23 protein-coding genes are annotated in these 26,795 nt (G+C 57.4%); 13 read left to right on the top strand and 10 right to left on the bottom strand.

Features of this window, described 5'->3' with window-relative positions:
* Positions 1-32: 32 nt before the first annotated feature.
* Positions 33-488, bottom strand: a complete 456-nt coding sequence (locus tag ABLQ08_RS12285) for a methylated-DNA--[protein]-cysteine S-methyltransferase (RefSeq protein WP_352942360.1) — start codon at positions 486-488, stop codon at positions 33-35.
* Between the two features lie 129 nt (positions 489-617).
* Here ABLQ08_RS12285 and ABLQ08_RS12280 point away from each other — a divergent pair, with 129 nt between their 5' ends.
* The 4 genes from ABLQ08_RS12280 to ABLQ08_RS12265 all read left to right on the top strand — a co-directional run bounded on the left by ABLQ08_RS12280 (position 618) and on the right by ABLQ08_RS12265 (position 4,105).
* Positions 618-1,523, top strand: a complete 906-nt coding sequence (locus tag ABLQ08_RS12280; RefSeq protein WP_352942358.1) for a DMT family transporter — start codon at positions 618-620, stop codon at positions 1,521-1,523.
* Between the two features lie 150 nt (positions 1,524-1,673).
* Entirely contained in the window at positions 1,674-2,318 is a 645-nt protein-coding gene (locus tag ABLQ08_RS12275; protein WP_352942356.1) for a L,D-transpeptidase, read from the top strand.
* 44 nt (positions 2,319-2,362) lie between these two features.
* Positions 2,363-2,896 (top strand): OmpA family protein, encoded by a 534-nt coding sequence (locus tag ABLQ08_RS12270; protein ID WP_352942353.1) that lies wholly within the window; start codon positions 2,363-2,365, stop codon positions 2,894-2,896.
* 114 nt (positions 2,897-3,010) lie between these two features.
* Positions 3,011-4,105 (top strand): LacI family DNA-binding transcriptional regulator, encoded by a 1,095-nt coding sequence (locus ABLQ08_RS12265; RefSeq protein WP_352942351.1) that lies wholly within the window; start codon positions 3,011-3,013, stop codon positions 4,103-4,105.
* Positions 4,106-4,184: 79 nt separating this feature from the next.
* On the opposite strand, the gene ABLQ08_RS12260 is transcribed toward ABLQ08_RS12265, so the two are convergent.
* From ABLQ08_RS12260 to ABLQ08_RS12245, 4 genes are all read right to left on the bottom strand, one after another.
* The gene (locus tag ABLQ08_RS12260) at positions 4,185-5,822 is read right to left on the bottom strand and encodes a BCCT family transporter (RefSeq protein ID WP_352942348.1); all 1,638 of its coding nucleotides are present in this window, start codon (positions 5,820-5,822) and stop codon (positions 4,185-4,187) included.
* A 30-nt stretch (positions 5,823-5,852) separates the two neighbouring features.
* Positions 5,853-6,266, bottom strand: coding sequence for a universal stress protein (locus ABLQ08_RS12255; protein WP_352942345.1), 414 nt, complete (start codon positions 6,264-6,266; stop codon positions 5,853-5,855).
* A 280-nt stretch (positions 6,267-6,546) separates the two neighbouring features.
* Entirely contained in the window at positions 6,547-8,712 is a 2,166-nt protein-coding gene (locus tag ABLQ08_RS12250; protein ID WP_352942342.1) for a sensor domain-containing diguanylate cyclase, read from the bottom strand.
* A gap of 151 nt (positions 8,713-8,863) precedes the next feature.
* Positions 8,864-10,045, bottom strand: a complete 1,182-nt coding sequence (locus ABLQ08_RS12245; RefSeq protein WP_352942339.1) for a pyridoxal phosphate-dependent aminotransferase — start codon at positions 10,043-10,045, stop codon at positions 8,864-8,866.
* 270 nt (positions 10,046-10,315) lie between these two features.
* Between ABLQ08_RS12245 and ABLQ08_RS12240 the strand changes: the two genes are divergently transcribed.
* The 5 genes from ABLQ08_RS12240 (at position 10,316) to ABLQ08_RS12220 (ending at position 14,612) form a co-directional block, all read left to right on the top strand.
* Positions 10,316-11,398, top strand: coding sequence for a CobW family GTP-binding protein (locus ABLQ08_RS12240; protein WP_352942337.1), 1,083 nt, complete (start codon positions 10,316-10,318; stop codon positions 11,396-11,398).
* An 11-nt stretch (positions 11,399-11,409) separates the two neighbouring features.
* Positions 11,410-12,387 carry a WD40 repeat domain-containing protein gene (locus tag ABLQ08_RS12235; protein WP_352942334.1) on the top strand — a complete coding sequence of 326 codons (978 nt, stop codon included), beginning with the start codon at positions 11,410-11,412 and terminating at the stop codon, positions 12,385-12,387.
* Between the two features lie 17 nt (positions 12,388-12,404).
* A complete protein-coding gene (locus tag ABLQ08_RS12230) occupies positions 12,405-12,905 on the top strand; it encodes a DUF2937 family protein (RefSeq protein ID WP_352942331.1) in 501 nt (166 codons plus the stop codon).
* Between the two features lie 131 nt (positions 12,906-13,036).
* Positions 13,037-13,933: a LysR family transcriptional regulator gene (locus ABLQ08_RS12225; protein WP_352942328.1), complete on the top strand. Its 897-nt coding sequence runs from the start codon at positions 13,037-13,039 to the stop codon at positions 13,931-13,933.
* 139 nt (positions 13,934-14,072) lie between these two features.
* Positions 14,073-14,612: a TetR/AcrR family transcriptional regulator gene (locus tag ABLQ08_RS12220; protein ID WP_352942326.1), complete on the top strand. Its 540-nt coding sequence runs from the start codon at positions 14,073-14,075 to the stop codon at positions 14,610-14,612.
* Positions 14,613-14,683: 71 nt separating this feature from the next.
* Here ABLQ08_RS12220 and ABLQ08_RS12215 read toward each other — a convergent pair whose 3' ends face one another.
* On the bottom strand, positions 14,684-15,757 hold the full coding sequence (locus ABLQ08_RS12215) for a Glu/Leu/Phe/Val dehydrogenase dimerization domain-containing protein (protein WP_352942323.1): 1,074 nt from the start codon (positions 15,755-15,757) through the stop codon (positions 14,684-14,686).
* A 201-nt stretch (positions 15,758-15,958) separates the two neighbouring features.
* Here ABLQ08_RS12215 and ABLQ08_RS12210 point away from each other — a divergent pair, with 201 nt between their 5' ends.
* The gene (locus ABLQ08_RS12210) at positions 15,959-17,959 is read left to right on the top strand and encodes a DUF1007 family protein (RefSeq protein ID WP_352942320.1); all 2,001 of its coding nucleotides are present in this window, start codon (positions 15,959-15,961) and stop codon (positions 17,957-17,959) included.
* A 9-nt stretch (positions 17,960-17,968) separates the two neighbouring features.
* Here the strand turns inward: ABLQ08_RS12210 and ABLQ08_RS12205 are convergent, their stop codons facing one another.
* The 3 genes from ABLQ08_RS12205 to ABLQ08_RS12195 all read right to left on the bottom strand — a co-directional run bounded on the left by ABLQ08_RS12205 (position 17,969) and on the right by ABLQ08_RS12195 (position 20,832).
* Positions 17,969-18,727 (bottom strand): gamma-glutamyl-gamma-aminobutyrate hydrolase family protein, encoded by a 759-nt coding sequence (locus tag ABLQ08_RS12205; protein WP_352942317.1) that lies wholly within the window; start codon positions 18,725-18,727, stop codon positions 17,969-17,971.
* A gap of 67 nt (positions 18,728-18,794) precedes the next feature.
* Positions 18,795-19,463: a response regulator transcription factor gene (locus tag ABLQ08_RS12200; protein ID WP_352942314.1), complete on the bottom strand. Its 669-nt coding sequence runs from the start codon at positions 19,461-19,463 to the stop codon at positions 18,795-18,797.
* A gap of 7 nt (positions 19,464-19,470) precedes the next feature.
* Positions 19,471-20,832 (bottom strand): cache domain-containing protein, encoded by a 1,362-nt coding sequence (locus tag ABLQ08_RS12195; protein WP_352942311.1) that lies wholly within the window; start codon positions 20,830-20,832, stop codon positions 19,471-19,473.
* Positions 20,833-21,021: 189 nt separating this feature from the next.
* On the opposite strand from ABLQ08_RS12195, the gene ABLQ08_RS12190 reads away from it, so the two are divergent.
* From ABLQ08_RS12190 to ABLQ08_RS12180, 3 genes are all read left to right on the top strand, one after another.
* On the top strand, positions 21,022-22,122 hold the full coding sequence (locus ABLQ08_RS12190) for a TRAP transporter substrate-binding protein (protein WP_352942308.1): 1,101 nt from the start codon (positions 21,022-21,024) through the stop codon (positions 22,120-22,122).
* Positions 22,123-22,196: 74 nt separating this feature from the next.
* The gene (locus ABLQ08_RS12185; RefSeq protein ID WP_352942305.1) at positions 22,197-23,234 is read left to right on the top strand and encodes a TRAP transporter small permease subunit; all 1,038 of its coding nucleotides are present in this window, start codon (positions 22,197-22,199) and stop codon (positions 23,232-23,234) included.
* 21 nt (positions 23,235-23,255) lie between these two features.
* Positions 23,256-25,922 carry a TRAP transporter large permease gene (locus ABLQ08_RS12180; protein WP_352942302.1) on the top strand — a complete coding sequence of 889 codons (2,667 nt, stop codon included), beginning with the start codon at positions 23,256-23,258 and terminating at the stop codon, positions 25,920-25,922.
* A 147-nt stretch (positions 25,923-26,069) separates the two neighbouring features.
* Here the strand turns inward: ABLQ08_RS12180 and ABLQ08_RS12175 are convergent, their stop codons facing one another.
* Positions 26,070-26,792, bottom strand: a complete 723-nt coding sequence (locus ABLQ08_RS12175; RefSeq protein ID WP_352942300.1) for a response regulator transcription factor — start codon at positions 26,790-26,792, stop codon at positions 26,070-26,072.
* Positions 26,793-26,795 lie beyond the last annotated feature (3 nt).

Here is a 26,795-nt window from a genome sequence, read left to right as displayed (position 1 = left end):
GGCTCAAGACGGTCGAAACTCGACATTGATCGTCAAAGCAGAAACGGGAAGCCGCCTTCCATTTTCAGGAGGGCGATTTTCGTATCGGTTCCTCCGTCGCCGGAATAACCGCCCAGTCCGTTTGCCGAAAGAATCCTGTGACAGGGAATGATGATCGGGATCGGATTGGCACCGCAGGCCTGCCCGACGGGCTGGCCGTAGGTGTTCAGCTCCTTTGCGACATCGCCGTAAGTTCTGGTTTCACCATAAGGAATTGCGAGCATCGCCTGGAAAACGGCTTGATGAAGCTTTCCGCCTTTCGGTGCCAGGGGCAGGTCGAATTCCTTCAGTCGGCCATCGAGATAGGCCTGGAGTTGCGCTATGGCTTCCTGTAGCAATGGCGTTTCTTCTTGGCCTGACGGCCCGTTCCATTGTAATTGGGTAATTGCGCCTTCCGTTTCATGGATGGTCAGGCGCCCCAGCCACGTTTCAATCTCTGCAACTGGCATCTTTGTCCCTGCCTTCCTGTGTCATCAGTAGCGGGTGGTCAATCTTATCGCAACCGGACATTTTCAGCCGGAAAAGTCCAATTCTCAATCCATTCATCCGCGGATGATCTTGGAAAAGGGCCGTCGCCAATGGCGCAGTACAGTCGGGAACGCCCGGCCGCGGGGCCCACCGTTTCGGTGGCTCCCTTTGCTGGTATCGCACTTATCGTTCTGGCATGCCTGTGCTTCTCGGTGCTGGATGCTATTGCAAAGTACCTTTCTGCAAGCCTGCCAACGCTGCAGATTGTCTGGATGCGCTTTGTCAGTCACGTTTTGCTGGCGTTTGTTCTGTTCCAGGTCTGGAAGACGCCTTCTCTGCTGAAAACCAGACGTCCGTTTCTTCAAGGGATTCGGGCGCTCTGTCTGCTGGGCACGACGATTTTCAACTTCCTGGCGGTTCGCTACCTGCAATTGGCCGAAACAATGTCGATCATGTTTGCCGCCCCCTTCGTGATTACCGCACTTGCCGGACCGATGCTGGGAGAATGGGCGGGACTCAGGCGCTGGATTGCCATCATCGTCGGATTTGCCGGCGTGCTCGTCGTGACGCAGCCGGGCATGGGCGGGATGCATTGGGCGGCGATATATTCCGTTGCCGCAATGACCTTTTACGCCATCTATGCACTTTTGACCCGCCAGCTGACGGCGACTGACAGTTCAGCCGGCATGTTGATCATTTCCGGGATCGTTGCCGCCATCGCCATGGCGCCTGCCGGGCTTTCGGTCTGGGTAATGCCTCAGGACCTTTGGACCTGGGGGCTCCTTTTCGCGACCGGCGCATTCGGTGGTGGTGGGCATTTCCTGTTCATCATGGCGCACCGGATGGTTCCGGCTCCTGTCCTGGCTCCCTTCATCTACACTCAGATTGTCTGGATGATTGCGCTCGGTTTCCTGATCTTTGCCGATGTGCCGACAATGACCACGCTGATCGGGGCAGCGATTGTCGTCAGTTCAGGCCTTTACATCCTTTATCGGGAGCGGGTGCGCGGAGTTTAGACCCTGTGGCGGCGGAATTTGTTCTGGAAGGGTGTTTCTCATGACAATGCCTGGACAGCTGTTGACGGGCCGGGCGACTTTCAGTCTTAATACCGCCTGGCGTCGGGCCGCCTCAGTTTTTTGGTCGCCAACCTGTTTAGGAGGAATGGGATGGAACTTGATCGCCGCAAGTTTTTGGGAGGAGCAGCCGCTGTTGCCGGTACGCTTGCATTGCCTCATGTGGCAAAGGCCAGCGCGGCTGCGGATGCGTATTTCAATGGCTATCAGCCGGACAACGGATTTCAGTACCGCCGCACCAACCTGAACCGGATAAAGCCGGTATGGCACCGGCAGATGGTGAAGTATTTCAGCCCGGAGCGGCCGGGAACGGTTGTGGTCGATACGAGCAATCATTTTCTCTACTGGATCTGGGAAAACAACACGGCGCTCAGATACGGTGTCGGTGTCGGTCGTGAGGGTTTCAAATGGTACGGCCGGGCGCGGATCGATCGAAAGGCGCTCTGGCCACGTTGGGTGCCGCCGCCGGAAATGTTGCAACGCCAACCCGATTTGCCGCGCAAAGTTGAGGGCGGGGCTGCGAACAATCCGTTGGGGCCGAGAGCGCTATATCTCTACAGGGACGGACGCGACCTCGGCTACAGGCTGCACGGTACGCTTGAGCCGTGGAGTATCGGTCATGACGTATCCAGCGGTTGTATCCGAATGCTGCCTGAAGACGTCATCGACCTTTATCAACGCTGCCCGAAAGGCACGGCAGTGCTGGTTCTGGAGCATCTGGGCGCCAGCGCCGGGTAAGGCCGGTGCCCTGGATATGCCACATAAGGTAATTGGGGGATTCCTTGGGTAATATATTCGGCCGGATTGGCCAGGGCGTGGGTGTCGCGCTCATCTGTGGGATGGGACTTGCGTCCTGTAACAGTGCTGGTGGGCTGACCACGCCGGACGTGACCAACGCGACCGCGGCGGGGTTCGTCAATGTCGGTCCGGGATCTGAGGAGGAATTCATCATTGACGTCGGACGACGCGTCTATTTTGAAAAAGGCTCTGCCGTCGTAACCGACGAAGCCCGCATGACCATCGAAAATCAGGCGAAGTGGCTGAAGGACAACAAGAAATGGCTGGTCAAGGTTCAAGGCCACGCGGACGATGGCGGCAGTGAAGCTGCTGCGAAATCGTTGTCCACGCAACGGGCCAATGCTGTCATGACAGAACTGATAACCCTTGGCGTGAGCCCCAACCGGATGTGGGTCAAGGGCTATGGCATCGAACGTCCGGTTACGGATTGCGACGATATCACCTGTCAGTCCCAGAACCGCCGAGTGGTGGTCAATCTGCGGGAAGAGTTCGACGAATCTGCTCCGCAGCAACGCTGATTTCAGTCTGATCCAATCAACGTATCGGTTTGGACAAAAACAATTATCTGTTTACCTCGATGGGAGAGAGCTATAACGAGTGCTCCTGTCGCGCCGCGGTATTGAGAATAGTGAATGTCTGAAGACAACGGACCCAAGCCACCGTCACCGGAATTGCCCTCCAAACCCGGAAAACGGCTGACGCTCGGGCACATTGCCGATCAACTGGGTATTTCCACCGCCACAGTCTCTCTCGCTCTCAGAGACAGTCCTCTGGTTGCAGAGGAAACCCGGGAAAAGGTCAAGCAGACGGCGCAGGAAATCGGTTACATCTACAACCGTTCCGCAGCCTCGTTGCGCACCTCGCGCAGCCAGATTGTGGGCGTCGCTGTTCACGACATTCTCAATCCCTATTTCGCCGAGGTCTTCTCCGCGCTCGAAGATGTTCTGGAAGAACAGGGGCAGATGATTTTCATCTGCAACCACAGGGACGACGCCAAGCGTCAGCGCGCTTTTGTGAATACGCTGCTGCAGCACCGTGCGGACGGTCTGATCCTGTGTCCGTCCGTTGGGACGACCGTGGAGGAGATCAACAGGCTGGTGGATCAGGGAATTCCGGTCACCCTGGTCGCCAGAGAGTTGCCGGGTGTGTGGGCGCCTTGCGTGCGCGGCGACGACATGAACGGAACCTATCTTGCCACCAAGCATCTGATCGAGCAGGGCCATACCGACATTGCCATGATCGGCGGTCGCCGGGACAGTTCCACGGGCCGCTTGCGCAACGAAGGGTGGCGCAAGGCGTTGAACGAAGCGGGTCTGGATCCGGACAGACAGGTCGATTTGCCGGAACTCATGACCCAGGCCGACGGGCGGGCTGCCGTGCCGACGATCCTTGAAGCTGATCCCCGGCCCACCGCCATCGTCGGTTTTAATGACCTGGTCGCTTTCGGCATGATGACGACGTTGCGACGGGCGGGCATCGAGCCGGGGCCCGATATCGCGATAACCGGTTACGATGACATCGACGGAGCCGATGCGCGTACGCCGGCGCTCACCACGGTTGCCAATCAGCCTGAGAAGATCGGTCGGCTGGCGGCCCTGACACTGCTTCGGCAGATCGCCGGAGACCGTGTTCCCAACAAGCCGATTGTCATTGAACCGGAGCTGCGCATCCGGGAGAGCTCACCGCCGCCTGGCGTGCGGATCGGCCCAAAGCTGGACGCTGACTAGGGCGTCAAACAAAACACTCAATAGTATCTGTGGTGAACCCCGGGGCAGCAGGGCCGCCCCGGGGGATTTCAAGCTCAGCTTACCGGGGCTCGTCCTTGAGGCCCTTGAAGATCGCGTAACACGCCATCAACAGCACGATCGTGAACGGAAAACCGGTTGAGACCGCCATGGCCTGGAGAGCGCCCAGTCCACCGCCGAGCAGCAACGCAATCGCGACCAGTCCTTCGAAGGTGCACCAGAACACCCGTTGGGAAACCGGGGCATCCACCTTGCCGCCCGCCGTGATGGTGTCGATGACGAGCGATCCGGAGTCGGATGAGGTGACGAAGAACACGATCACCAGGATGATGGCGATGAAGGACGTGATCGACGCCATCGGCAGGTCCGCCAGCATGCCGAAGAGCGACAATTCGGGGCTGTAGCTGGCAATCACGTGTTCATGCACCTGGCTGCCGCTGACCGTCAGGACCTGCTCGATTGCCGTGCCGCCGAATGCGGTCATCCAGATAACCGAGACGATCGTTGGAATGATCAGGACGCAGACGACGAACTCACGCACCGTCCTGCCGCGGCTGACGCGCGCAATGAACATGCCGACAAAGGGCGACCAGGATATCCACCATGCCCAATAGAAGGACGTCCACCCCTGACGGAACCCGTCATCTTCCCGCCCGAACGGCATGGACAATGGAATGACTTCCTGCGCATAGGCCGTGATGTTGTTGATGAAGCCGGAAACGAGAGCGCTGGTCGGGCCCGCGAATATCACGAACAGGAGCAGCAGCGCCGCGATCATCATGTTGATTTCCGACAGCACCTTCACCCCGCCGTCGAGGCCGCGCAAAACGGAAACCAGTGCAACAATCGTAATGCCGATGATCAGGATGACCTGGGCGGTGTTGCTGACCGGAATGCCGAACACGAATTCCAGACCGGCATTGGCCTGCTGCGCGCCGAAGCCGAGGGACGTTGCCAGGCCGAAAAGGGTCGCGAACACCGCAAGAATGTCGATGATATGTCCCGGCCAGCCCCAGGTGCGTTCGCCGAAAATCGGATAGAACACGGAGCGCATGGTGAGCGGCAGGCCCTTGTTGAAGGTGAACAGGGCGAGCGCAAGGGCAACGACGGCGTAGATTGCCCAGGGGTGGAGACCCCAGTGGAAAATCGTTGCCGCCATGCCCATTGCCTTGGCCGCCGCAACGTTCTCCTCGATGAGGTTCCCGTCGGCATCAAACGGCGAGGGCACGCCGACGGGTTCTGAAAACGCCATGTGATAGACCGGCTCCAGAACGCCGAAGAACATGAGGCCGATACCCATACCGGCCGCGAACAACATCGCGAACCAGCCGAAGTAGGTATAGTCAGGCGCGGCGTCCTTGCCGCCGATGCGCACGCTTCCCAACGGCGTTACGATCAGCACCAGGCAGACGAGAACGAAAATGTTGCCCGAAATGATGAAGAACCAGTCCAGATTGGACGTCAGCCATTTGCGCATGGCGTCAAATACCGGACCGACCTCGTTCTGAAAGGCAAGGGTCAGAAAGACAAAGGCGACGATTGTCAGGCCGGATACGAGGAATACCGGATTGTGGATGTCGAGATTGAAGGGACCGACATTGGTTTCGATGTTGTCCTGACCGATTTCATAATCGGTCTCAATGACACTTGCGGCTCCTTCCGGGTCGCGAATGCCCTGATTGGAAGTTTCATCGCTCATGGGAGCGTTCCTTGTTGTTCGAGAAATCGGTTATCGGACGAGAAAGACGGAAATGTCCGCGTGCGATGCGACGCGTCCGCCGTTTGACGGCCATAAGCGATCGGCCAGGTTCGGCACATGCGTTGCCATCACGACAAGATCCGCACCTGTCTCGTCTATTGCCTTCAGGAGGGCATCTTCCAGTTCAGCGGCCGGATCATGCGCGAAAACCGCGTGAGCGGAGGCTGACACACCGTGTTTGTCGGCCTGGGAGGCTGCGTAAGCGTCCAGCTTGGCGCGAAATTCGTCCGGAGTATGCGCAAGCGCACTTGGCACAGTGGAAGCAACAGCTGTGAATACGATTGGAATTTTTTCTGCTTTTGCCAGATTTGCTCCTGCAGAAACGGACTTTTCGAGCTTGTCTGCATGGTTCAAATCAATTGGAATGAGAATTCTATTGAACAAAATTTCCTCCCTGATCGGGCCTTGAAAGTCAAAGAGAAGTCTTTGCCTCGGCGATGATCTTGCAGAGGGGTCGCATTATTAGAATTATTATGGTTTTAGCGTTTTAAACCGCTCTACACGACCGCACGATACTTTAGATGTAGCCTGGAAACGTCAAAAGAACGGCATCAGAGCGCTTCAAGGCGACGTATCGCGCATTATACTAAGGTCGAGCGTAAAGTTCGAGACCGGAGATTTCCCCTTCAGTCGGCAAAGTCCTGTTATTCGCCGATGAGCGACTTCAGGTCGTTTCGGAGATCTGGGATTTGCTGAAGGCAGTGCACCTGTTGCGGCCGGAGGTCTTGGCTTCATAAAGCGCCATATCCGCCTTCTGCATCAGAGATGAGAAGTCGATGTCGTCTCGTGTCGTGCTTGCCAGGCCCATGCTGCATGTGACCGTGTGGTCGACATGGTCCAGCTGACATTCGCTGATGATCTTCAAGCGCAATCTTTCGCAGACATTCAGGGCATCCTCAATACCGGCGCCGCAGAGAATCAGGCAGAACTCCTCTCCACCAACCCGCCCGAAGACATCAACGGTGCGTAGTTCCTCGCCGACCGTGTCAGCAAATTTCTTCAGCACCCGGTCGCCGGCCGCATGTCCGTGGCGATCGTTGATCTGCTTGAAGCGGTCGATGTCCATCATCACGGCAGTGAAGGCCTGTCCGCTCCTGCGATAACGCTGGATCTCCGCATTGGCGCGGTCGAGAAAAGCACGCCTGTTGAGGATCTGTGTCAGGTCATCGATGCTTGCAACGCGTTCAAGATTGACCTTGGCATCCATGAGTGCCTGATGGTCTCGCTGGCGAGCGATCTCGTGTCCGATCCAATCCGCAAACTGGCGCACGATCTGGATATCTGCCGAGGTGAAGGGGCGCTTGCGAATATCTGGTGCTGTGAAGTTGATCGTGCCGTGGATTATCCCATCGACCAACAGCGGAGCGCCGATGTAGGTCTCAAGTGCGAAAATCTCGTAACAGGGATGTTTGGCGAATTCGGAATTCGCGGCGTTTGCAGTGGCGATCGGTTCGTTGGCTTCCAGTGTCAGGACGCAATAGGTGTCTTGCAGCGGAAATGATGTCCCTGGGACCAGTTCACGGTTCGGGCTTCGCGCATGGGTGATCGTGTAGTGGTCCTCAATCACATGGCTGATAATGCCGAACGGCGTGTCGAAGTGATCGCAGCCCAGCCTTAGAATTTCGGCAATCTTCTCTTCGTGTCCGAGCTCGCGGGTCGACGTTATCGTATAAAGCTCAGCGAGTGTTGTTTCTGTCTTCTTTCGGTCGGTTATGTCGGTTACGAGAACCACCAATCCTTCAACTTCGCCCCGATTGTTGATACGTGGACTGCAATCCATCTGGCTCACGCGCGTGATGCCGTCGGGATAATGAATGCTGAGTTCCTTCGAGGCCTTGTGTCCCTTTAAGGCTTTCATGAACAAATTCTGGATGCAGGCGCGTTCACTTTCAGGCAAACGGTCGCGAAGGCGGGTGCCTATCAAGTCCGCGCGCGGAGCATTGAACCATTCGCAGCCGGTCTTGTTCAGAAACTGGCACTTTCCCTCAATGTCGACTTCACCCACGCATGCAGAAATGCTGTCAGCCATCAGGTAAAGGTTCCTGTAAGCCTTTTCAGCAAGGGCTTTGGCTTCCTTCATCTCCGTGATGTCTGCGCGAATACCGGCGATGCCGCCGCTTCGGGTTCTGGTTTCAGAGATGCGCAACCAGCGGCCGTTTTGCAACTGCTGCTCGACAATGGCGCCATCCGCCTCCCGATGCTTGGCAAGCCGATCTGTGAGCCATTCCTCGTCTTCCATTCCGTCTGTTTCGTACTGTTTCCGGTTGAGACCGAAACGGAGAATGTCCTCAAACCGGTTGCCGGGAAAGATTGCCGGAGCAGAATGGGCATAGATGTCCCGATAGTTGTCATTGCAGAGAATCAGGCGATCTTCAGCATCATAGATAGCGAAACCTTCCGATACTGCGTCCAGTGCATCCTCGAGAGTTAACGCGATGTCGCTGAGCTTGGTTTCAAGAGCCATACGGTCGCTGACATCGCGGGCAATGAACAAAAGACCGGTAAGGGCCTGGTTGGAATCGAACAACGGCGCGCTGACGACTTCCACCGGAACCGAGGTGCCGTCGCCGCGTAGCAAGTTGAGTGAATAGGCCTTTCTATGGCGCTGGTCCGCAGGTGAGTTGTAAAGCTCACCCATCTTGTCGAACTGCTCCTTGTCGGCGAAGAAGCGTCTGGTTGTCGAGCCGACAAGATTTTCACTCTTCTCTCGAAGCAGATTTTGCATGGCCTTGTTGGCGAAAATTATGGTTCTGGTCGAATTGGTAATCAGAACGCATTCGTTCAGGTCGCCGAACGATTGCTCCAGATCCAGGTTAATACTCCCAGCCATGGCAAATCCTGCTCTATTGCCGTTGATTGTCACACGTATTCAATCAAGACAATAAAAGTTTAATAAAAAGATACGTAGAGGAAGTCTCTGCGTTCGATAGTGCATTTCCTTGTGTATTTTTGAATTGTTAATTAGTTGTTTGATCGATAACTCAAATAAGTTGATTATTTTCGAGGAATATTTTTACGCGTTCAATGGCTCTTTCTATATTTTTAGTTGAATTCGCGTATGACAGCCTGATGTAACCTTCGCCGAGTACTCCAAAATCTGGGCCTCCAATGGTTGCAACTCCGGTTTCCTCCAAAAGTGCAGAAGCCAGTTCCTTGGCTTTCCAACCCGTCTTTGTGATGTTGGGATAGGCGTAAAAAGCGCCGCGTGGGGTTTGGCACGAGATACCTTCAATTGCGTTCAAGCCGTCAACGATGACCCGGCGCCGTGCATCAAATTCGGAGACCATATCCGCGACCGCATCCTGTGGGCCGGTTAGCGCGGCGAGGCCGCCATATTGAGCTGGTGCATTCACGCAGGACCAGGCGTTGACGGCAAGTTTCCGTGCCTTGTCCATCAGGCTGTCCGGCCAAAGCGAGAACCCCATGCGCCAGCCGGTCATCGCGTAGGTCTTGGACCAGCCGTCCAGCAGGATCAGGCGTTCCCGCAGCGCTTCGAATTCCAGCAGCGACACGTGCTCCATACCGTCATAGGTCATCTGGGAATAGATTTCGTCGGAAAGAACGGCGACATCGGGATGATCCTGAAGACCGGCCACCAGAGTTTCGATTTCTGACCGGGGTGTCACGCCTCCGGTCGGATTGGCAGGTGAATTCAAGACCAGTAGCCGGGTCTTGTCCGTGATCAGGGAGAGGGTTTCTTCGGCTGAAAAGGCAAAATCATTGTCCTCGCGGATCGGAACCGGGACGGGACACGCGCCGGTAAACTCGATCATGGAGCGGTAGATCGGGAAACCCGGATCCGGGTAGAGAATTTCGGTGCCAGGCTCACCGAACATCAGGATCGCCATGAACATGGTGACCTTGCCTCCTGGAACAATCAGGACATTGCCCGGATCGGTCTCCACGCCGTGACGCTTCAGCAGATCGGCGCAAACGGCTTCACGAAGCGGCGCGATCCCTGTTGCCGGGGTGTAGCCATGATGACCGTCCTTCAGAGCCTTGACGGCAGCTTCGACGATATGGTCCGGTGTTTTGAAGTCCGGCTGACCGATCCCCAGATTGATGATGTCCCGGCTCTGGTTTGCGAGCTCGGTCGCGCGTGCCAGCACCGCAAAGGCGTTTTCTTCACCAATCCGGTCAAAACCGTCGATCGTCTTCAACATACCAGTCTCCAAATGTGCTGCGGCGTATCCGGCCAAAGTTAATGCCGCGACCAGGAAGCTGAAAAGGCTTGAATTCCCGAAACCGGTTCGCAATGCCGTACGACGGGCGGATTGGCTCTCGGCAAGATCCACCGGCAAGTCGGCTTTGCTCAACAGTTCAGGAAATTTCCGTGATGGTCTCCCAATGCGCAACTGATGTGCTTATATTCGCGCCCAAGCGACCTGCATTCAGGCAGGTGAAAACACATCAACATGCCAGGAAAGTGCGCAATGTCTGCGACCCAGGATGCTCAGGCACAGATCCCCGTCACCGTTCTGACCGGTTATCTCGGCGCTGGAAAGACCACGCTGCTCAACCGGATCCTGACCGAAAATCACGGTCAGCGTTACGCGGTCATCGTCAATGAATTCGGTGAAGTCGGTATCGATAACGATCTGCTTGTCGAATCGGACGAAGAAATCTTCGAAATGAACAATGGCTGCATCTGTTGTACGGTTCGCGGCGATCTCATCCGCACGGTACAGAATCTGATGAAGCGCAAGGGTGCGTTCGATGCCATCATCGTGGAGACGACGGGCGTCGCCGATCCGGCCCCGGTCGCGCAGACTTTTTTCATGGATGACGATGTTCGCGCGTCGGCGAAACTCGACGCCGTCGTTGCCGTCGTCGACGCACGCCACGTTCTTCAGCGCCTGGAAGACACTGAGGAAGCCGAAGACCAGGTCGCCTTTGCGGACGTCATTCTGATCAACAAGACCGATCTGGTGTCGGAAGAGGAACTGGCCAACGTGGAAGCGCGTATTCGGGCCATCAATCCTTATGCGATCCAGCATCGAAGCGAGCGTTGTGGTGTCGACATAGCCAAGGTTCTGGACCGCGGTGCGTTCGATCTTGACCGGATACTTTCGCTGGATCCGCATTTCCTGGAGCACGGTCACCACGCTCATGAATGCGGCCCGACCTGCGATCATGACCATCATCATGGTCACGGCCATGACCACCACAGTCACGATCATGATCACGGTCACCATCACCATCACCACGATGAAGACCCGCATTCGGTCAAGAGTATCTCCTTGAAGGCAGGCGATCTCAATCCGGACATGTTCTTTCCCTGGATCAACCAGGTCACGCAAGTGCAGGGCCCCAACATCTTGCGGATGAAGGGCATCCTGTCGTTCAAGGACGACCCGCAGCGCTACGTCATCCAGGGCGTGCACATGATCGTCGAAGGTGATCATCAGCGGGATTGGAAAGCGGACGAGCCGCGCGAGAGCCGGCTGGTATTCATCGGTCGTGACCTCAATTGGGATGTATTGAAAGACAGTTTCCAGGCCTGTGCCGCGCAATAAGGAATTGAGAATTGCCGACAGTTGCTCCCGCGGACATGGACGGTTTTGTCGTTCGTGCCGGTTTTTTGAATGAATGCGCCTATTTTGCTTCCGGTGAAGGTGAGATTGTTTTTTCCGGCCAGGGCGAAAAGAAGGTCAAACCGCACAAGAGTGGTCTTCTGGCGGCCGAACCTGTCGTGGATGGCACGGGACTGATTACCTCCGGCGATGATGGGTGCATCTATGCCTGTGCCGCCGACGGCTCTCATGAGCTCGTTGCGGAACGGCCGCGCAAGTGGATCGATCTGATTGCCGCCGGTCCCTCGGGAGCTGTTGCCTTCGCCAGCGGGCGCACCGCATGGGTGCGTCTGGCCGATGGCCGGGAAAAGGAATTTGCCCATGAACGTGCCGTCGGCGGCCTTGCATTCGCTCCCAAGGGCGTCCGGCTTGCCGTGTCGCGCTATGACGGTGCGACGCTCTGGTGGGCAGGAACCGATGGAGCACCGGTCGAGCTGACCTGGAAGGGGGCTCATCTGGGCATCAGTTTTTCTCCCGATGGCAAGTATCTCGTCACAGCCATGCAGGAAAACGCCCTGCACGGATGGCGGTTGACCGATAGTCAGGACATGCGCATGACGGGCTATCCGGCCAAGGTGAAGTCGTTCAGTTGGTCGGTAAAGGGGCGCTATCTGGCGACCTCCGGAGCCAATGCCGCGATCTTGTGGCCGTTCTTCGGCAAGACCGGTCCGATGGGGCAGTCGCCCTTGCAGCTCGGCACGCGCGGCGATGCTTTGGTGACTTCCGTGGTCTGCCACCCGAAGGAAGACGTAGTTGCGGTCGGGTACCAGGACGGCATGATCATGATGTGCCGTTTTGCCGATAATGCCGAAGTGCTCCTGCGCCGTCCGGGCAAAGGACCCGTCTCGTCAATGGGATGGGACGCTGAAGGCGTCCGGCTTGCATTTGGCACGGAAGCAGCTGAAGCCGGGATTGTCAGTCTGCAGGATTAGGTGGTTCGGGAGGTGATATGGCACGGGTCCTGATGATGGTCGTCATGCTGATCAGTGGAACGGCAACCTCCCAATTGCCCGAATTTTCTCAGCAATACCGCCAGCGTCTTGGTGGAGCGATCGACGCGTTGGAGGAAGTCCTTGCGGACTTTAAAAGGGATGCTGCGCAATTCGGGCTGAGTTTTCGGGAGGCCATAGAGCGCCAGCGGGCGTCCGGCGATCCTTTCATCAAGGCGCGAGGTCACAGCATGGCGATAGCGGATGTTCGCCTGACCCGCTTGAAACGGCAGCAGCAGGAGTTGAGCGGAGCAGGGTCGATTGAGCGCCTGATTATTTTCGCGCGCGGTTTCGATCCCAGGCTGGCACAAGCCACCGCACGGGACTACCAGCCGGCTGTCCCGGTGACGGTTGCAGGTCTTCTGAGTGCCGCGATCGGGGCACTTGGCGGCTATCTTCTCATACGTTTGTTGATTGGTTTGGCGCGGATCGGCCGTCGCCGGAATCCTGCAGGTAGCTGACAACAGACTATTTTGCCTCGTGTTTCCGGGGCGTTGGTTGAAAATCTGTTGGGGCGTTGTCCTTTTGACCGGCAATCGGCAAATCGGTTAAGCAGAGATTCTCGGAAAGTGCGGAGCTGGAAGGAAACCGGATGGACGCAATCACGCGCATGCGCTGTTTTATTCAAGTCGTCGATTCAAATGGATTTTCCGCTGCTGCCAGGGAAATGGGCCGTTCCAAGGCACTGGTTTCCAAATATGTCGGAGAGCTGGAGGATGAACTCGGTGTCCGTCTGCTGAACCGGACGACCCGACAGGTTTCCATGACCGATGTTGGCGAGGCTTATTACAAGGAAGCTGTCGAGATCCTTCAGCGGATCGATGATCTTCAGGCATCCGTTCAGTCGTCTCATCAGGAAGTGCGAGGAAGGCTGAGGGTTTCCGCCCCTAGGTCGCTGGGCGACGATATGTTGAACAAGGCGATGATGGAGTTTCTCGCCCTCTATCCGGAGATCAATCTTGATCTTCGTCTTGAGGACCGCTTCGTCGATCTGGTGGAAGAAGGTTTCGATGTTGCTGTCCGGGTAACGGAAATGGAAGATTCCAGTCTGATCGCAAGGAAGATTGCCCCCTTTCGAACCGTGCTCTGTGCAAGTCCGGACGTCATTGAAAAATATGGAACGCCAAAGGTTCCGGCAGATCTTGCGACGCGACCGTGCATCATCGACACGAATTACCGCTTCAAACAGAATTGGGCGTTCCGTGTTGGGGGGGATCGAGTTTCGGTAACGGTCAAAGGACCATTGGAGGTTAACAGCGCCTCCGCGGCCCGCGAGGCGGCATTGTGCCATCTCGGTTTTTTGAGGCTGCCGCTGTTCTTTGTCTATGAAGAGGTTCAGGCCGGGAAGCTTGTGCCGCTCATGGAGGAGTACGAGGATCCGTTGCGCGGGATTTATGCGGTCTATCCGCATCGGCGGCATTTGAGCGCCAAGGTCAGGGCCTTCGTCGACTTCCTGGTTGAATGGTCTTCACGGCGGCCAACTTGCTAAGGCTGTCTACAGTATTTCCGGGTGGGATATTTAGTCAAAGCTGACGGTTTTTCGTATTATCTATCCTTCTTTTGCGCGTTGATTTCGAAGTTGAAAATGTTGACTTGCATTTTCACTGAGGAACTCCCAAAGTCCAGTTATGGATGATGCTCAAAGACAAATCGCAGCGGGCCTGGAGCAGGTGTTCTGGAGCAGAGGATTTGCGGAGCCGAGCGTTCCCGAGCTGCGGGCCGGTGTCGGCGTCAGCATGCGCACGCTCTACCGCCATTTTCCATCCCGGGAAGCGATGATCCTTGGGGCACTGGAGTATCGTCATCAGCGCTATCTGAAATATGTGCGCGAAGGAGTAAGCGCGCCTGGACTGGCGGCCGCGGAGCAATTGTTCGACAAACTCGGCGGCTGGATGCGAATGACCGAAGGCAAGGAATGCTTCTTCCGTCAGGCGCTTGCCGCCAACCCGGACAGCGCTGACATTGAAACGACGGTCAAGCGTCACAAGGGTGAACTGCTCGATTTCTTTGGAGAGCTCAGCGGGCAGGACGCGTTTGCCTCAACGCTCTACATGCTGCACGAGGGCGTCACCTCCTGTTATGCGGAGATGGGCGAAAAAGCTGTCGAGGATGCCAAGAAGATCGTACGTCAGATGTTTCAAAGAGCTAATGAAAAACGGCATTCCTGAAACGTCAGCCAGCGCTCAACAAAAACGGCGGCCTTGGCCGCCGTTTGAATGATGTGGTCATCGGGGCGACGTCAGTCCTTGAGGGACAGAGCCAATCTTTCTTCTGCCATTGTGTCGGCAACCCGCTCGGGTGTTGTCTCTTCGCGTGCCGCGCGTTCGAAGATTGTTGATAGCGTGTCGCCGATTGCCAGGGTTTTTTCCCTGACCAGCGTGTCACCGCCGCCCGGCGTCGCCAATGCGATCGAGATCACGCCCCCTGCGTTGATGGCATAATCCGGTGCATAGAGAATGCCCCGTTTTCTCAGGGCTGCGCCGTCCGCGGGCGTTTGAAGCTGGTTGTTTGCCGCACCCGCAACGATGCGCGCCTGAATTTGCGGAATGGTGCGGGCATTGAGGCCTGCTCCCAGGGCGCAGGGAACGAATATGTCAGCGGCAACCATATGGGCTTCGGCGGGGTCAACGGCTGTCGCCCGGAAGTCTTCGATTGCCCGAAGCACTGCAGGTGCGTGAATGTCCGAAACGATCAGGCTTGCGCCTGCATCATGCAACTGGCGGGCCACATCGAAACCCACATGACCAAGTCCCTGGACCGACACTGTCTTGCCGGCAAGGTCCGGGCTGCCAAAAACGTGATGTGCCGACGCCTTGATGCCTTCAAACACACCAAGGGCGGTATAGGGAGAAGGATCGCCAAGCCCGGTCGCGCTAGTCCCGCGCACATGATCGGTGTGTCTGGCCACCGCTTCCATGTCGTCCGGTGAGACGCCGACGTCTTCTGCCGTGATATAGGTACCTGAAAGACGCTCGACGTGGCGTCCGAAGGCTTCCATCATTTCAACGGATTTTTCCTTGCGTGGATCCGCCATGATCACGGCCTTGCCGCCACCCAGATCAAGCCCAGCCAGCGAATTCTTGTAGGTCATGCCCCGGGAGAGACGCAGTGCGTCGGTCAGGGCATCGGCAGGGTTTTCGTATGGCCAGACCCGGCATCCACCAAGGGCGGGGCCCAGCGTCGTGTCGTGTACCGCGATGATTGCGCTCAGGCCTGTGTCCTTGTCCTGGACGAAGACGATGTTCTCATGTTCCCCCATTTCCGGATGGTCGAAAACGGCGCTGTGATGAACAGATGTGTGCAAGGCGTTCATTATTGGCTCGGTAAGGTGATTATCGTTACAAATATTTTAGTCCCCTCAAGCGAAATAATGTCTCTTTTCTCCTAAGAAGAGAGGCCGACAGGAAACTCATGTTCCGTATTTGAGCTTATCTTGTGAAATTTATTCCCAAAAACTTTTGCGGTGCGAAACCTGCCCGGTCATCTTCCTGCCGTCTTCTCTGGGCAAGGGCTGATGGAGTATGTAAATGTATTACATCTGATCGAGTGGATTTTGTCGGTGCGCGGTTATCTTGCAGGAATTCTGAACTCTGCCACGGCAGGTGCAAGCGTTGTTTGCGTCTGTGTGGCCATGCTGTTGATGACGGTGGCCGGCGCGTTTGCCCATCCGCACGTTTTTGTCGAGGCGAGGTCGCAGCTCGTTTTCGACGACAATGGCCAGGCCATTGCCGTCAAACATGTTTTTCGGTTCGACGATGCCTTCTCCGCCTTCGCGATCCAAGGGTTCGATACCAACGGTGACGGTGTGTATTCCCGTGAAGAGCTCAGTGAACTGGCGCAGGTCAATATCGAGAGCATGGCTGATTTCGGCTACTTCACCTTTGGCGACAATACTCGTGTCGAGTTCGATTTCGACGCGCCGACCGACTATTGGCTCGAGGTCGCGAATGTCCCGCTGAAGAACTACTGGGCGATGAAGCCGGAGGACTTCGAAGCCATTCAGGAAGACATCGAGATGAATGGAGGAACCGCGCCCGAAGCGGTCGATCTCCTCGAACTTCATTTCACGCTGCCCTTGAAAGAGACGAGCGACGCGAAGAACACCATAACGATCGACGTTTATGACCCGACTTATTATGTCGATTTCCGCTTCAGCGAATTGGACACCGCCGTCGGTGTCATCAATGCCCCCGGAACCTGCCAGGTGACCCGCAAGGGACCGCCGCCGCTGGACGAAGCGACCGCCTATGCCCTGGCGCAGATCGGCGCCGATCAGAGAGACCTTCCGCCGGAGTTGCAGACAGCCGCCGCGTCGCAAGTCAACCAGTTGATCGTGAACTGCGCCGACGCCGGAGCTCTCGCCGCTGCCATGAAACCTGACGACGGTGCACCTCAGACAGCTGTTTCGGCGGTTGAACCGGATCAGAATGTAGAACCTGCTCAGGCGGTGGAAACGGCGGACAAGGATAATTCCAGGGCTGCGGACGTGGCGGAGAGGTTTGAATCCACGGTTGCCGTTATTGAGGCAACCGACACGCCGGTCGTGCAGGTTGGTTTTTTCGATCGGATTTTTGGAACGATTGCGGCCAGGCAGAAGGAATTTTACCAGGAGCTGGTGGCCAGCCTGAGAGCATTCCGGAGCAATCCGAATGCCTTTTGGCTTCTGGTCGGGTTGTCCTTTGCCTATGGAGTGTTTCACGCCGCCGGTCCGGGGCACGGCAAGGCGATCATCACATCTTATGTCGTTGCCAACAACGAAACCTTGCGCAAAGGCATCATCCTGTCCTTCGCATCCGCCTTCGCCCAGGCCGTGACGGCCATTGTTCTGGTTGGCGGGCTCGCGTTCATCTTCAACCTGACGAGCATTGCGATACAGGATACCGCCCGCTGGTTTGAAATCGGTTCATACGTTCTGATCACCGGCCTTGGCGGATGGTTGCTGTGGCAGAAAGCGGGAAAACCGGTGTTGACCGGCTTGGCGGAGCGGCTCGGAAGCGACCGGCTTGCGTTTGCCGGGGGCGGAGCTCATGGCCATTCCCATCATGATCATCACCACGATCATGGGCATCAGCACCACGGCCATCATCATCACGGGCATGGCCACCACCACCACCACGATGTCGGGCCCGACGGTGTCTGCTCGACCTGCGGTCACGCCCACGCGCCCACGCCGGACATGGTTCAGGGCAATATTACGCTGGCACGAGCGGCGTCCATCGTTCTGGCTGTCGGATTGCGGCCCTGCACAGGAGCTCTGGTGGTGCTGGTGTTCGCGCTGTCCCAGGGCATGATTGCTGCCGGGGTCATGTCAACTCTGGCAATGGCTGTCGGAACCGGCATTACCGTGTCATTTCTCGCAGGGCTCGCCGTCGGGGCAAAAGATCTGGCTGTGCGCCTGTTCGGCGAAGGCAGCCTCATGTCGATCAGAATTCACCGCGCCATAGAAATTCTCGGGGCGGCAATCGTCTTCCTGCTGGGTGCGACGCTGTTGATTGCCGCGCTCGGGTGGGGCTGAGCCAGCCCCTCAAAGCCCAAGCCGTTTCTCGCGATAGGACCGGACGGCCTCTCCAAAAGCGACAAACAGTTTTCTGGAGGGCCCGTCGGTCATGACCCAGTATTCCGGGTGCCATTGTGTGGCAAGTACGTAGCCCGGACTGTCCTCTACCGAGACGGCTTCGATCGTTCCGTCTTCCGCTTGTGCTTCGATCACGAGACCGTTGCCAAGGGCGTCGACCGCCTGTCGGTGGAGGGAGTTGACTTCGAACGGTTCGGCGCCGAGGACCTGTTCCAGACATCCTCCGGTCGAGACTTCCACCGGATGGGCAATGCGAAAGCGTTCGTCCTGACGGTTCGAGGTCGGTGCGCGATGGTCGGCCTTTCCCGAGAGCGCCTGAATTTCGGTCAACAGGGTTCCTCCCAGGGCGACGTTCAGCTCCTGCATGCCGCGGCAGATGGCAAAGACCGGAATGCCGCGTTCGATTGCGCGCTTCAGCAAGGGCAGGGTGGTTGCGTCCCGGTCGGGGTCGTAAGGGCCGTTTTCTTCCGTTGGTGCCTGGCCGTAGAGCTGTGGATTGACGTTCGACCGCGAGCCGGTGGCCAGAACTCCGTCAACCTGATCGAGTGCCGCATCGAGATCGAGTTCTGCACCAAGTGACGGAAGGATCATGGGAATCGCACCTGATCCCTGCAGCAGTGCATGAAGATAGGTCGAGATTGCAGCGTGCCAGCTGAAGCCGTCAATCGACTTCACATCGGCAGTTACCAGGACGAGCGGTTTGGTCATGTCGGCCCCCGTGTTTCAGCGGGGTTCTGGCGTTTGGAAGCGTCCGAATGCCCCGGCTGAATTCGATCTAGTCCAACAATCCCAGATCCTGCGCGACCTTGTAAAGCTGCGCGGCGTTCTTGTTGCCGACCTTCTCGCGCAGATTGAGACGGTGAGATTCAACCGTGCGAACGCTGATGCCGAGGTCCTTGGCAACTTCCTTGTTAGGCTGTCCCTTGGCGATGGCAGTCAGAACCTGACGCTCCCGGTCGGTAAGGCCGTAGGGGTCTTCCACGGGTGCAGACGTGCTGGCGCCGACGAGGGTCGGCCCAACGGCGGAGGAAAAATAATAACCGCCTGAGGCGACGCTGGTGATTGCGGTGATCATTTCCGCAGCGGAGATGTCCTTGAGGATATAGCCCCTTGCTCCTGCCTGAACGACACCGCGTACATATTCCGGATTGTCGTAGACGGAGAGAATGAGAACCGCGATCTCCGGGCGGGTCCTGCGGATTTCCGTTGCGGCTTCCAGTCCGTTCATGACCGGCATGGAAACGTCCATGAGCAGCACGTCCGGGCGCAGATCCTGGGCAAGACTGACCGCGTCCCGGCCGTTCGTGGCCTCCCCCACAACTTCCAGATCCGGCACTTTGCGGAGCCGTGCACGGATACCGTCGCGAACCAGCTCATGATCGTCTGCGAGCAGCACGCGAACCGGTTTGCTGGTAGTCTGGGGGGAAGGTGAATGAACGGTCATCTATTCATCATGCAGCTTTTGCGGCCGGGTTGTCGAGCGGCATCTGGACTTTTATCCGGGTGCCGCCGGATGCACGGCGGCTCAGTGTCAGTTTGCCACCATACGTCTCTATCCGCTCTCGCATATTGCGGAAGCCGAGACCACCCGACTTTGGCAGGGGGCGGGGCAGGCCGACGCCATTGTCTTCAACAGAAAGCACGAGATTTTGCAGGCCGACCTTGAGGCTGATATTGACCTCGCTGGCCTGTGCGTGCCTAGCCACGTTCGTCATGCATTCCTGCACTACGCGATAGAGCGCTGTCTTGGCACCTTCGGAAAGGCGCGTGTGGCATTGCTCCGCCGTCACGTTGACGGTTATGCCGGACTGGTTCTGGAATTCCTTGCCGAGACTTCCCAGAGCCGCCGCGAGACCCATGTCGTCCAGCACGCTCGGCCTCAAGTCTCTTGATATTCGCCGGACTTCCGCGATCGTCCCGTCCAGGGTTTTCAGGCATTTGGCGGCCTGGGCCTGCAGGTCGGGATGGCGGTTGGCCTCGCTGTGAATGAGCTCGACACCGTAACGCACCGATACCAGCAACTGGGAAATACTGTCGTGAAGTTCGGTCGAAACCCTTTTGCGCTCCTGCTCCTGTACCTGGAAAATCCGGTTGGTCAGCTCCTTCAGCTTGCTGTCGGCAAAACGCTGTTCGGAAAACCGCACGCCGGCAATCAGCGAACCGGCGATGACGATTGCCGCCAGAGTAATCATGAAAGTCACGAGCAGGGTCTGGCGGATGCTGCGGGCAAAATCGGCGCGGATAGCGGCCACCTCACGGGCGATGTCATCGGTGTAGAGCCCAGTTCCAAGCATCCAGCCCCATTTGTCCAGGAGAATCGCATAGCCGAGCTTCTCCTCCACGCTGCCGGTGGATGGTTTGTGCCAGACATATTGGTGAAACCCGCCGCCGCTACGTGCCGCTTGGATCAGGTTGCGGATGACGTAGTCGCCATCCGCGTCCTGCAAATCCCACCAGTTGCCACCGATCAGGTGCGGGAGTTTGGGGTGGACGATGTTGGTGCCATCCAGTGTGTAGACGAAGAAATAGCCGTCATAGTCAAAGGTCAGATTATGCAGGATCTCCTTGACTTCCTCCTGCGCAGCCTCACGGCCTCCCGGTTCTTCCTTGTAAATCTGCTCTATGGATGTCAAAGCCAGACTGACGTAATTGCGAATCTCCTGGCGTTTCGCTGCCAGGACCCGTTGCTCCACCGCCCTGGTTTCCGCACTGATGAGTTCCAGCGACTGATAGTAGGTTGCCGCACCGATGAGAAGCGAGACCGCGATCAGGGGCAATATGGTGATGAGCAGCAGTTTGGTCTTGAACGTCACGAAAATTGCCCTCTTATTGCGCGGCCGTCCGTCGAAATTGGATTCTCTTGCGTACATCTCGGTAGTACTACTGAGAAGATGCGCAAAAACACGAATAGCGGACACGTCATCTGGTCAACTAGACATACGCCGAGATCGGTGCAAGGGTGTATTCCGGTCCGATATCAGGTCCGTTTAGGGAGGAAACTAATGGATCGTCGTTCATTTATCAAAAAGGCTGGTTTGGGTGTTGGCGGTGTAGCTGCAGGGTCCGCACTTGCCGCTCCTGCGATTGCGCAGGGCACCAAGGACATGGTGATCGTGTCGACCTGGCCGCGGGATTTCCCGGGACTGGGTATTCCGGCACAGCGTCTTGCAGCCCGTATTGCCGAGCTGACCGAAGGCCGCATTAACGTACAATACTTTGCTGCTGGTGAGCGCGTCGGCGCGTTCGACTCTTTCGACGAGGTCGCTTCCGGTAACGCACAGGCCTACATTGCTGCCGACTACTACTGGAAAGGCAAGCATCCGGGTTGGGCAGCCTTCACCGCTGTTCCTTTCGGCCTGACCTACACGGAAATGGACGCCTGGATCAAATTCGGCGGCGGTCAGGAGCTCTGGGACGAGCTGGCTGGCGAGTTCGGCCTCAAGAACTTCGCAATGGGCAACACCGGCGTGCAGATGGGCGGCTGGTTCAACAAGGAAATCGAATCTGCCGACGACCTGAAGGGTCTGAAGATGCGTATTCCGGGTCAGGGCGGCGACGTCATGGCGAAGCTCGGCGCGTCTCCGGTCTCTCTGCCGGGCGGCCAGATCTACGAAAACCTCGTCTCCGGCGCCATCGATGCAACCGAGTGGGTTGGTCCGTTCAACGACTACTTCATGAAGTTCTACGAAGCAGCCAAGTACTACTACTATCCGGGCATGCACGAGCCGGGCGCACAGCTGGCCATGGGTATCAACAAGGCATGGTGGGACGGCTTGTCCAAGACCGACCAGGCAATCATCCAGGCGGCATGTAACGAAGAAAACGCGCTGACCATGGCTGAGACGAACGCCAACAACGGTGTTTACCTCAAGCGCCTGATCGAAGAGCACGGTGTTGAGCTGCGTGAGTTCAACGACGAAATCTACGACGCCTTCGGTGAAGCGGCTCAGGAAGTTCTTGAAGAAGCGATGGATCACTCCGATCTTTCCAAGAAGATCTTTGAAAGCTTCATCAACGCCCGTCAGGAAATCGGCAGCTGGATGGCGATTTCCGATGTCGCATACAGCAACAAGCGGAACCGCGTTCTGGGTATTCCGGAATAAGCCAGACGGTTTAGCTGGGGGGCGGGAGAAATCCCGTCCCTCTTTCTATGTAAAAGACAAAGGGCACTGCCACGATGACGGCCTTGGACAACGTTCAAGACGGCTCGCATGCCATGCATTCCGGTCACACTCCATCCCCGGAGAGCGCACGTATTTTCCGCCTGTTCGGCTGGATCGTGCTCTCGGTCATGGCAGCGTTTCTTCTCAACAACTACCTGACCTATTGGCAAAACCTGCCAGGCATAGCGCCGATCTTCGGCGGCCGGGCCAATGGATCTCTTCCGATCCTGTGGTCGTGGCTGCAATTGGGGCTTTATGCGGCGTTTGTCATCTGGGCTTGCGCCTATGTCTTGAGGAGCAGTCAAACCACCTTGCGCGAAGACAGCGTGCGCATCAGCAACATCAACGCCTTTCTGATCCGGGCAGCGTTCTTTGCGGTCCTGATCGTCGGTTTGGTGGATGCGGCGATCTCATTCGTGCGCATTGAAGGGTTTCTGCCGGATATCGTGGGACAGCAACTCGCTGACGATCTGGGCAAATCCAGGTTCCGCGGTGCCTATGTTCATATGCCGCTGATCGGTCTGTCGGTCATTATCGCCGCTTTCACAAGGACACTCGGGTTCACCTGGCTGGCGCTGCTGGTGGTTGTCGCCGAACTTCTGATCGTGATCGGGCGCTTTGTCTTTTCCTACGAACAGGCGTTTCTCGCCGATCTGGTCCGTTTCTGGTACGCCGCGCTGTTCTTGTTTGCCAGTGCGTACACGCTTCTGGAAGAAGGTCATGTTCGGGTTGATGTCTTCTATGCGGGCATGTCGGCCAAGACCAAAGGATACGTGAACGCAGTCGGGTCTGTCGTTCTGGGCATGAGCCTTTGCTCGGTCATCCTGATTATCGGCATGGGCGGAAAACAGAACATCATCAACAGCCCGATCCTCAGCTACGAGGTGACACAGGCAGGTTTCGGCCTCTACGTGAAATACCTCATGGCAGGGTTTCTGGGTGTGTTCGCCGTTACCATGATGGTCCAGTTCGTATCCTATTTCATGGACGCCGTCGCCGATATTCGCGGCGAGCCGGGTGGACGGGATCACGACAGCCACACAATTCAATAGAGCCTGACGAGACCGCTTGATATGGAACTTTTCTTCCTTCTTCTTCTTGTAGTCCTGATGGCGTTTGCTCTGGGCTCGGGTTTCCCGGTTGCCTTCGCACTTCCAGGCTCTGCAATTCTCACCATCGGTATCGCCGCGCTTTCCGGATATCTGTTTGCCGGCGATACGGCTGCCTATTTTGCCCATGGCGGCGCCAGCCAATGGCTGAGCGCGGGCGTTACCAACTTTCGAGGGATCTATTGGGAGGCGGAGCGCGATACGCTGATCGCCATTCCGCTGTTCGTGTTCATGGGCATCATGCTGCAGCGGTCCAAGATCGCTGAAGATCTGCTTGTGACCATGGCCCGTCTGTTCGGTCCGGTTCCGGGCGGTCTCGGCATTTCGGTGGTGTTCGTGGGCGCGCTTCTGGCTGCGACCACCGGCATTGTCGGCGCGACCGTTGTGGCCATGGGCCTGATCTCGCTGCCGGCCATGTTGCGCAACAATTACTCCGTGCCGCTGGCAACGGGGACGATTGCCGCCTCCGGTACGCTGGGCCAGATCATTCCGCCCTCCATCGTTCTGATCATCCTGGCCGACCAGCTCGCCAGTGCCGTTGACCAGGCGGGGTCTCTGAGACAGACGCTCTACAAGGCGAGCACCGGCGAGCTTTCCATGCCGTCGGATTTCTCGGTCGTGTCGACCAGTGCCGGCGAAATGTTCCTCGGAGCGTTCCTTCCGGGCCTGGTCCTGGTCGGTCTCTACATGCTGTTCATTCTGGGCTTCGCTCTGTTTAACCCGAAGGCAGCCCCGGCGGTCCACGAAGAAGGCACGTTCACCCGCAAGTTTGCGGTCAAGGTCGTCATCACGCTGGTTCCGCCGCTTGCGCTGATCTTTCTCGTCCTTGGTTCGATCATCGCCGGTGTCGCCACCGTGAACCAGGCCGGTGCAATCGGCGCCGTCGGTGCGATGATCATGGCAGGCTATCGTCTGCGTGAGGGTGAAAAGGGGGCCTATTCGCCTGCGATCATCGCGATCATCGCATTGCTTGGCCTGGCGATGGTGATCAGTTTCATCGGCGCCGTGAACATCAAGCTGATCGCAACAAGCCAGGATGTTCTCGGGCTGGTCCTGGCGCTGATTGCCGTGTCACTGCTGCTGATTGCGATCTTCTGGTCGGGCTGGCGGACGCTCAAACTGGAAGACACGCTTCGCGGCGTGATGGTGGAAACCGCAAAGACCACGTCTCTCGTCTTCATCATTCTTCTCGGCGCGGCAATGCTGACCTCGGCTTTCCGGGCCTTTGGCGGTGAAGAGCTGGTCAAGGACTTCCTGCAGGGACTGCCGGGCGGTTTCTGGGCCCAGTTCCTGATCGTCATGCTGGTGATCTTCGTCCTCGGCTTCTTCCTTGACTTCATCGAGATTGCCGTGGTCGTGGTGCCGATCGTCGCGCCGATCCTGTTGGCTGACCCGTCCGCGAACGTCACGGCTGTCTGGCTCGGCGTCATGATCGGCCTGAACATTCAGACGTCGTTCCTGACCCCTCCATTCGGATTTGCGCTGTTCTATCTGCGCGGGGTAGCGCCTGCAGTGGTCAAGACCATCGACATGTACAAGGGCGTGATCGCCTTTATCGCGCTGCAGCTCGTGGCGCTCGGCATTGTCGGCTTCTATCCGCAGCTGGTGAACTACCTGCCGAACCGTTCGACGCTTCTGTCGGAAACGGCTCCGCCGCCGAAGAACCCGCGCCTGCAATACTGCATGGAAACGCTCATCTATGAGGACTTCCAGCAGAATGGTGACAGTGTTCTCGCCGCAATCCAGGTAGCGGAAAACATCGACATGAGCTACCTGCCGGAAGACCTGCAGAAGGACATGGCCAAAGGGTTCGAAAAAGCCCGGGAAGCCCTGCCGCTGATGCAGTCCATCAAGGATGCCGAAACCCAGGTTGCGGCTGCTTCGGGTGCCTACAAGCCGGTGCATGTTCAGGTGCGTGCTCTTGAGCGCGATGCCAGAAGGATTGATGAGCATATCAAGGAACTTCAGGTCATCGTGGATCGTTCCGGCGACACCGGCATCTATTCCACCGAGCAAGGCGAGCGTGCCAAGGCCCGGATCGAAGGGCTGAAGGCCGAACATGAGGCACTGTTGGCGCAGATCCCGTCCGACTGGGACGAGACCTACGGTAACTTCTCCACCATCCAGAAAGCTGAAAACTCGGCCCGCCAATCCTACCGGCGGACAGTGGACCAGGCCTATGAACCGGTCCTTGAGTTGAAGGCCATTCTGGCGGATGCGGAAAAAGTTGCAGCACTCAGGCCGGAACTCGAAGCGCTGAAGGAACAGGTGCCGCAGCTTGAGCCGAAGGCCGCCGTTGATGCGATCGCAGCCATGCGGTCCAAGGTCGGCGAGGCAGAAGGCACGAGTGACATCCGCAAGGGCCTGAGCGATGCACGCAAGATCATGCGCAGCAGACAGCCGAACGCGGAGGAAGCCGTGGCTGACATCGACAAGTCGATCGCAGCCCTCGACGAAGATCTCGCCTGGCGTCAGAGGGCGGCGGATGAAATCCTGCCGAAGCTCGAAGCCTATGATGCGGCGATCGCCGGCAATATCGGGCTGCGTGCGCAAAGCCGACTGCCAACGGATATGGCGCTCGACGTTGCTGCCTGTCTCTCCGGCCACAGAGATATTTCTCTGAGCTTTTAAGAGGCAGATCCGGAAACAGAGAAAAGCGGGAAGAGCGATCTTCCCGCTTTTTGTTTTGAAGAGACAACTTTCGTACCGGTTTTTCGAGTGTCCGTTTCGCGTATCTTTCCCGGAGACCATCCGGAATGTTGCAGTCCGGAAACCCGGTCACTCCCACCTGACATCACAGGTGAGCATATAGCCCGAACCATATATGGTGCGGATATGAGCCGGGCCGTTTTTGCGGTTCAGCTTCTTGCGGATACGCGAGATGCGCACGTCAATTGACCGGTCCAGGCTTTCGTCCCGCCCGCCATGCTCCAGAAGATAGTCCCGGGTCAGAACGCGCTTGGGGGCGCGCAGCAGTGCTTCCAGCAGGGTGGCTTCGCCGGTGGAAAGAAACGTCTCTTCGCCTTCCGGTGTCGTCAGGCAATGAGAGGAGGGTTGGTAAATCCAGCCTTCAAAGCGGGCCAGTTCAGTTCCGGTTGACGGTTGGCCCTGATCCGATGACCGGCGCAGGATGGACCGGATGCGGGCAACAACCTCGCGCGGGTCGAAGGGTTTGACCACATAGTCGTCCGCTCCGAGTTCAAGGCCCATCACCCTGTCGGTCGAATGTCCGCGCGCGGAAAGCACGATGATGGGCACGGATGACTGGCGACGGATTTCGTTGATCAAGGCCATGCCTTCCATGTCCGGCAGGCCGAGGTCGATGATGCAGGCATCGGGAGTTCGCGTGCTCAGGGCCGCCAGAACGGATGCTGCGGTGGAAAAGACTTCTCCTTCGATGTCGAACTGGTCCATCGCTTCCTGAAGAAGTTGACCGATTTCAGGTTCGTCATCGACAATGAAAACCGTTCGTTTGGCCGCGCGGGCTGAGCGTGTCTGCAAGGT

The organism is Roseibium sp. SCP14 (genome assembly GCF_040329475.1).
GTDB lineage: Bacteria > Pseudomonadota > Alphaproteobacteria > Rhizobiales > Stappiaceae > Roseibium.
This window is presented reverse-complemented; position numbering and strand designations above follow the sequence as displayed.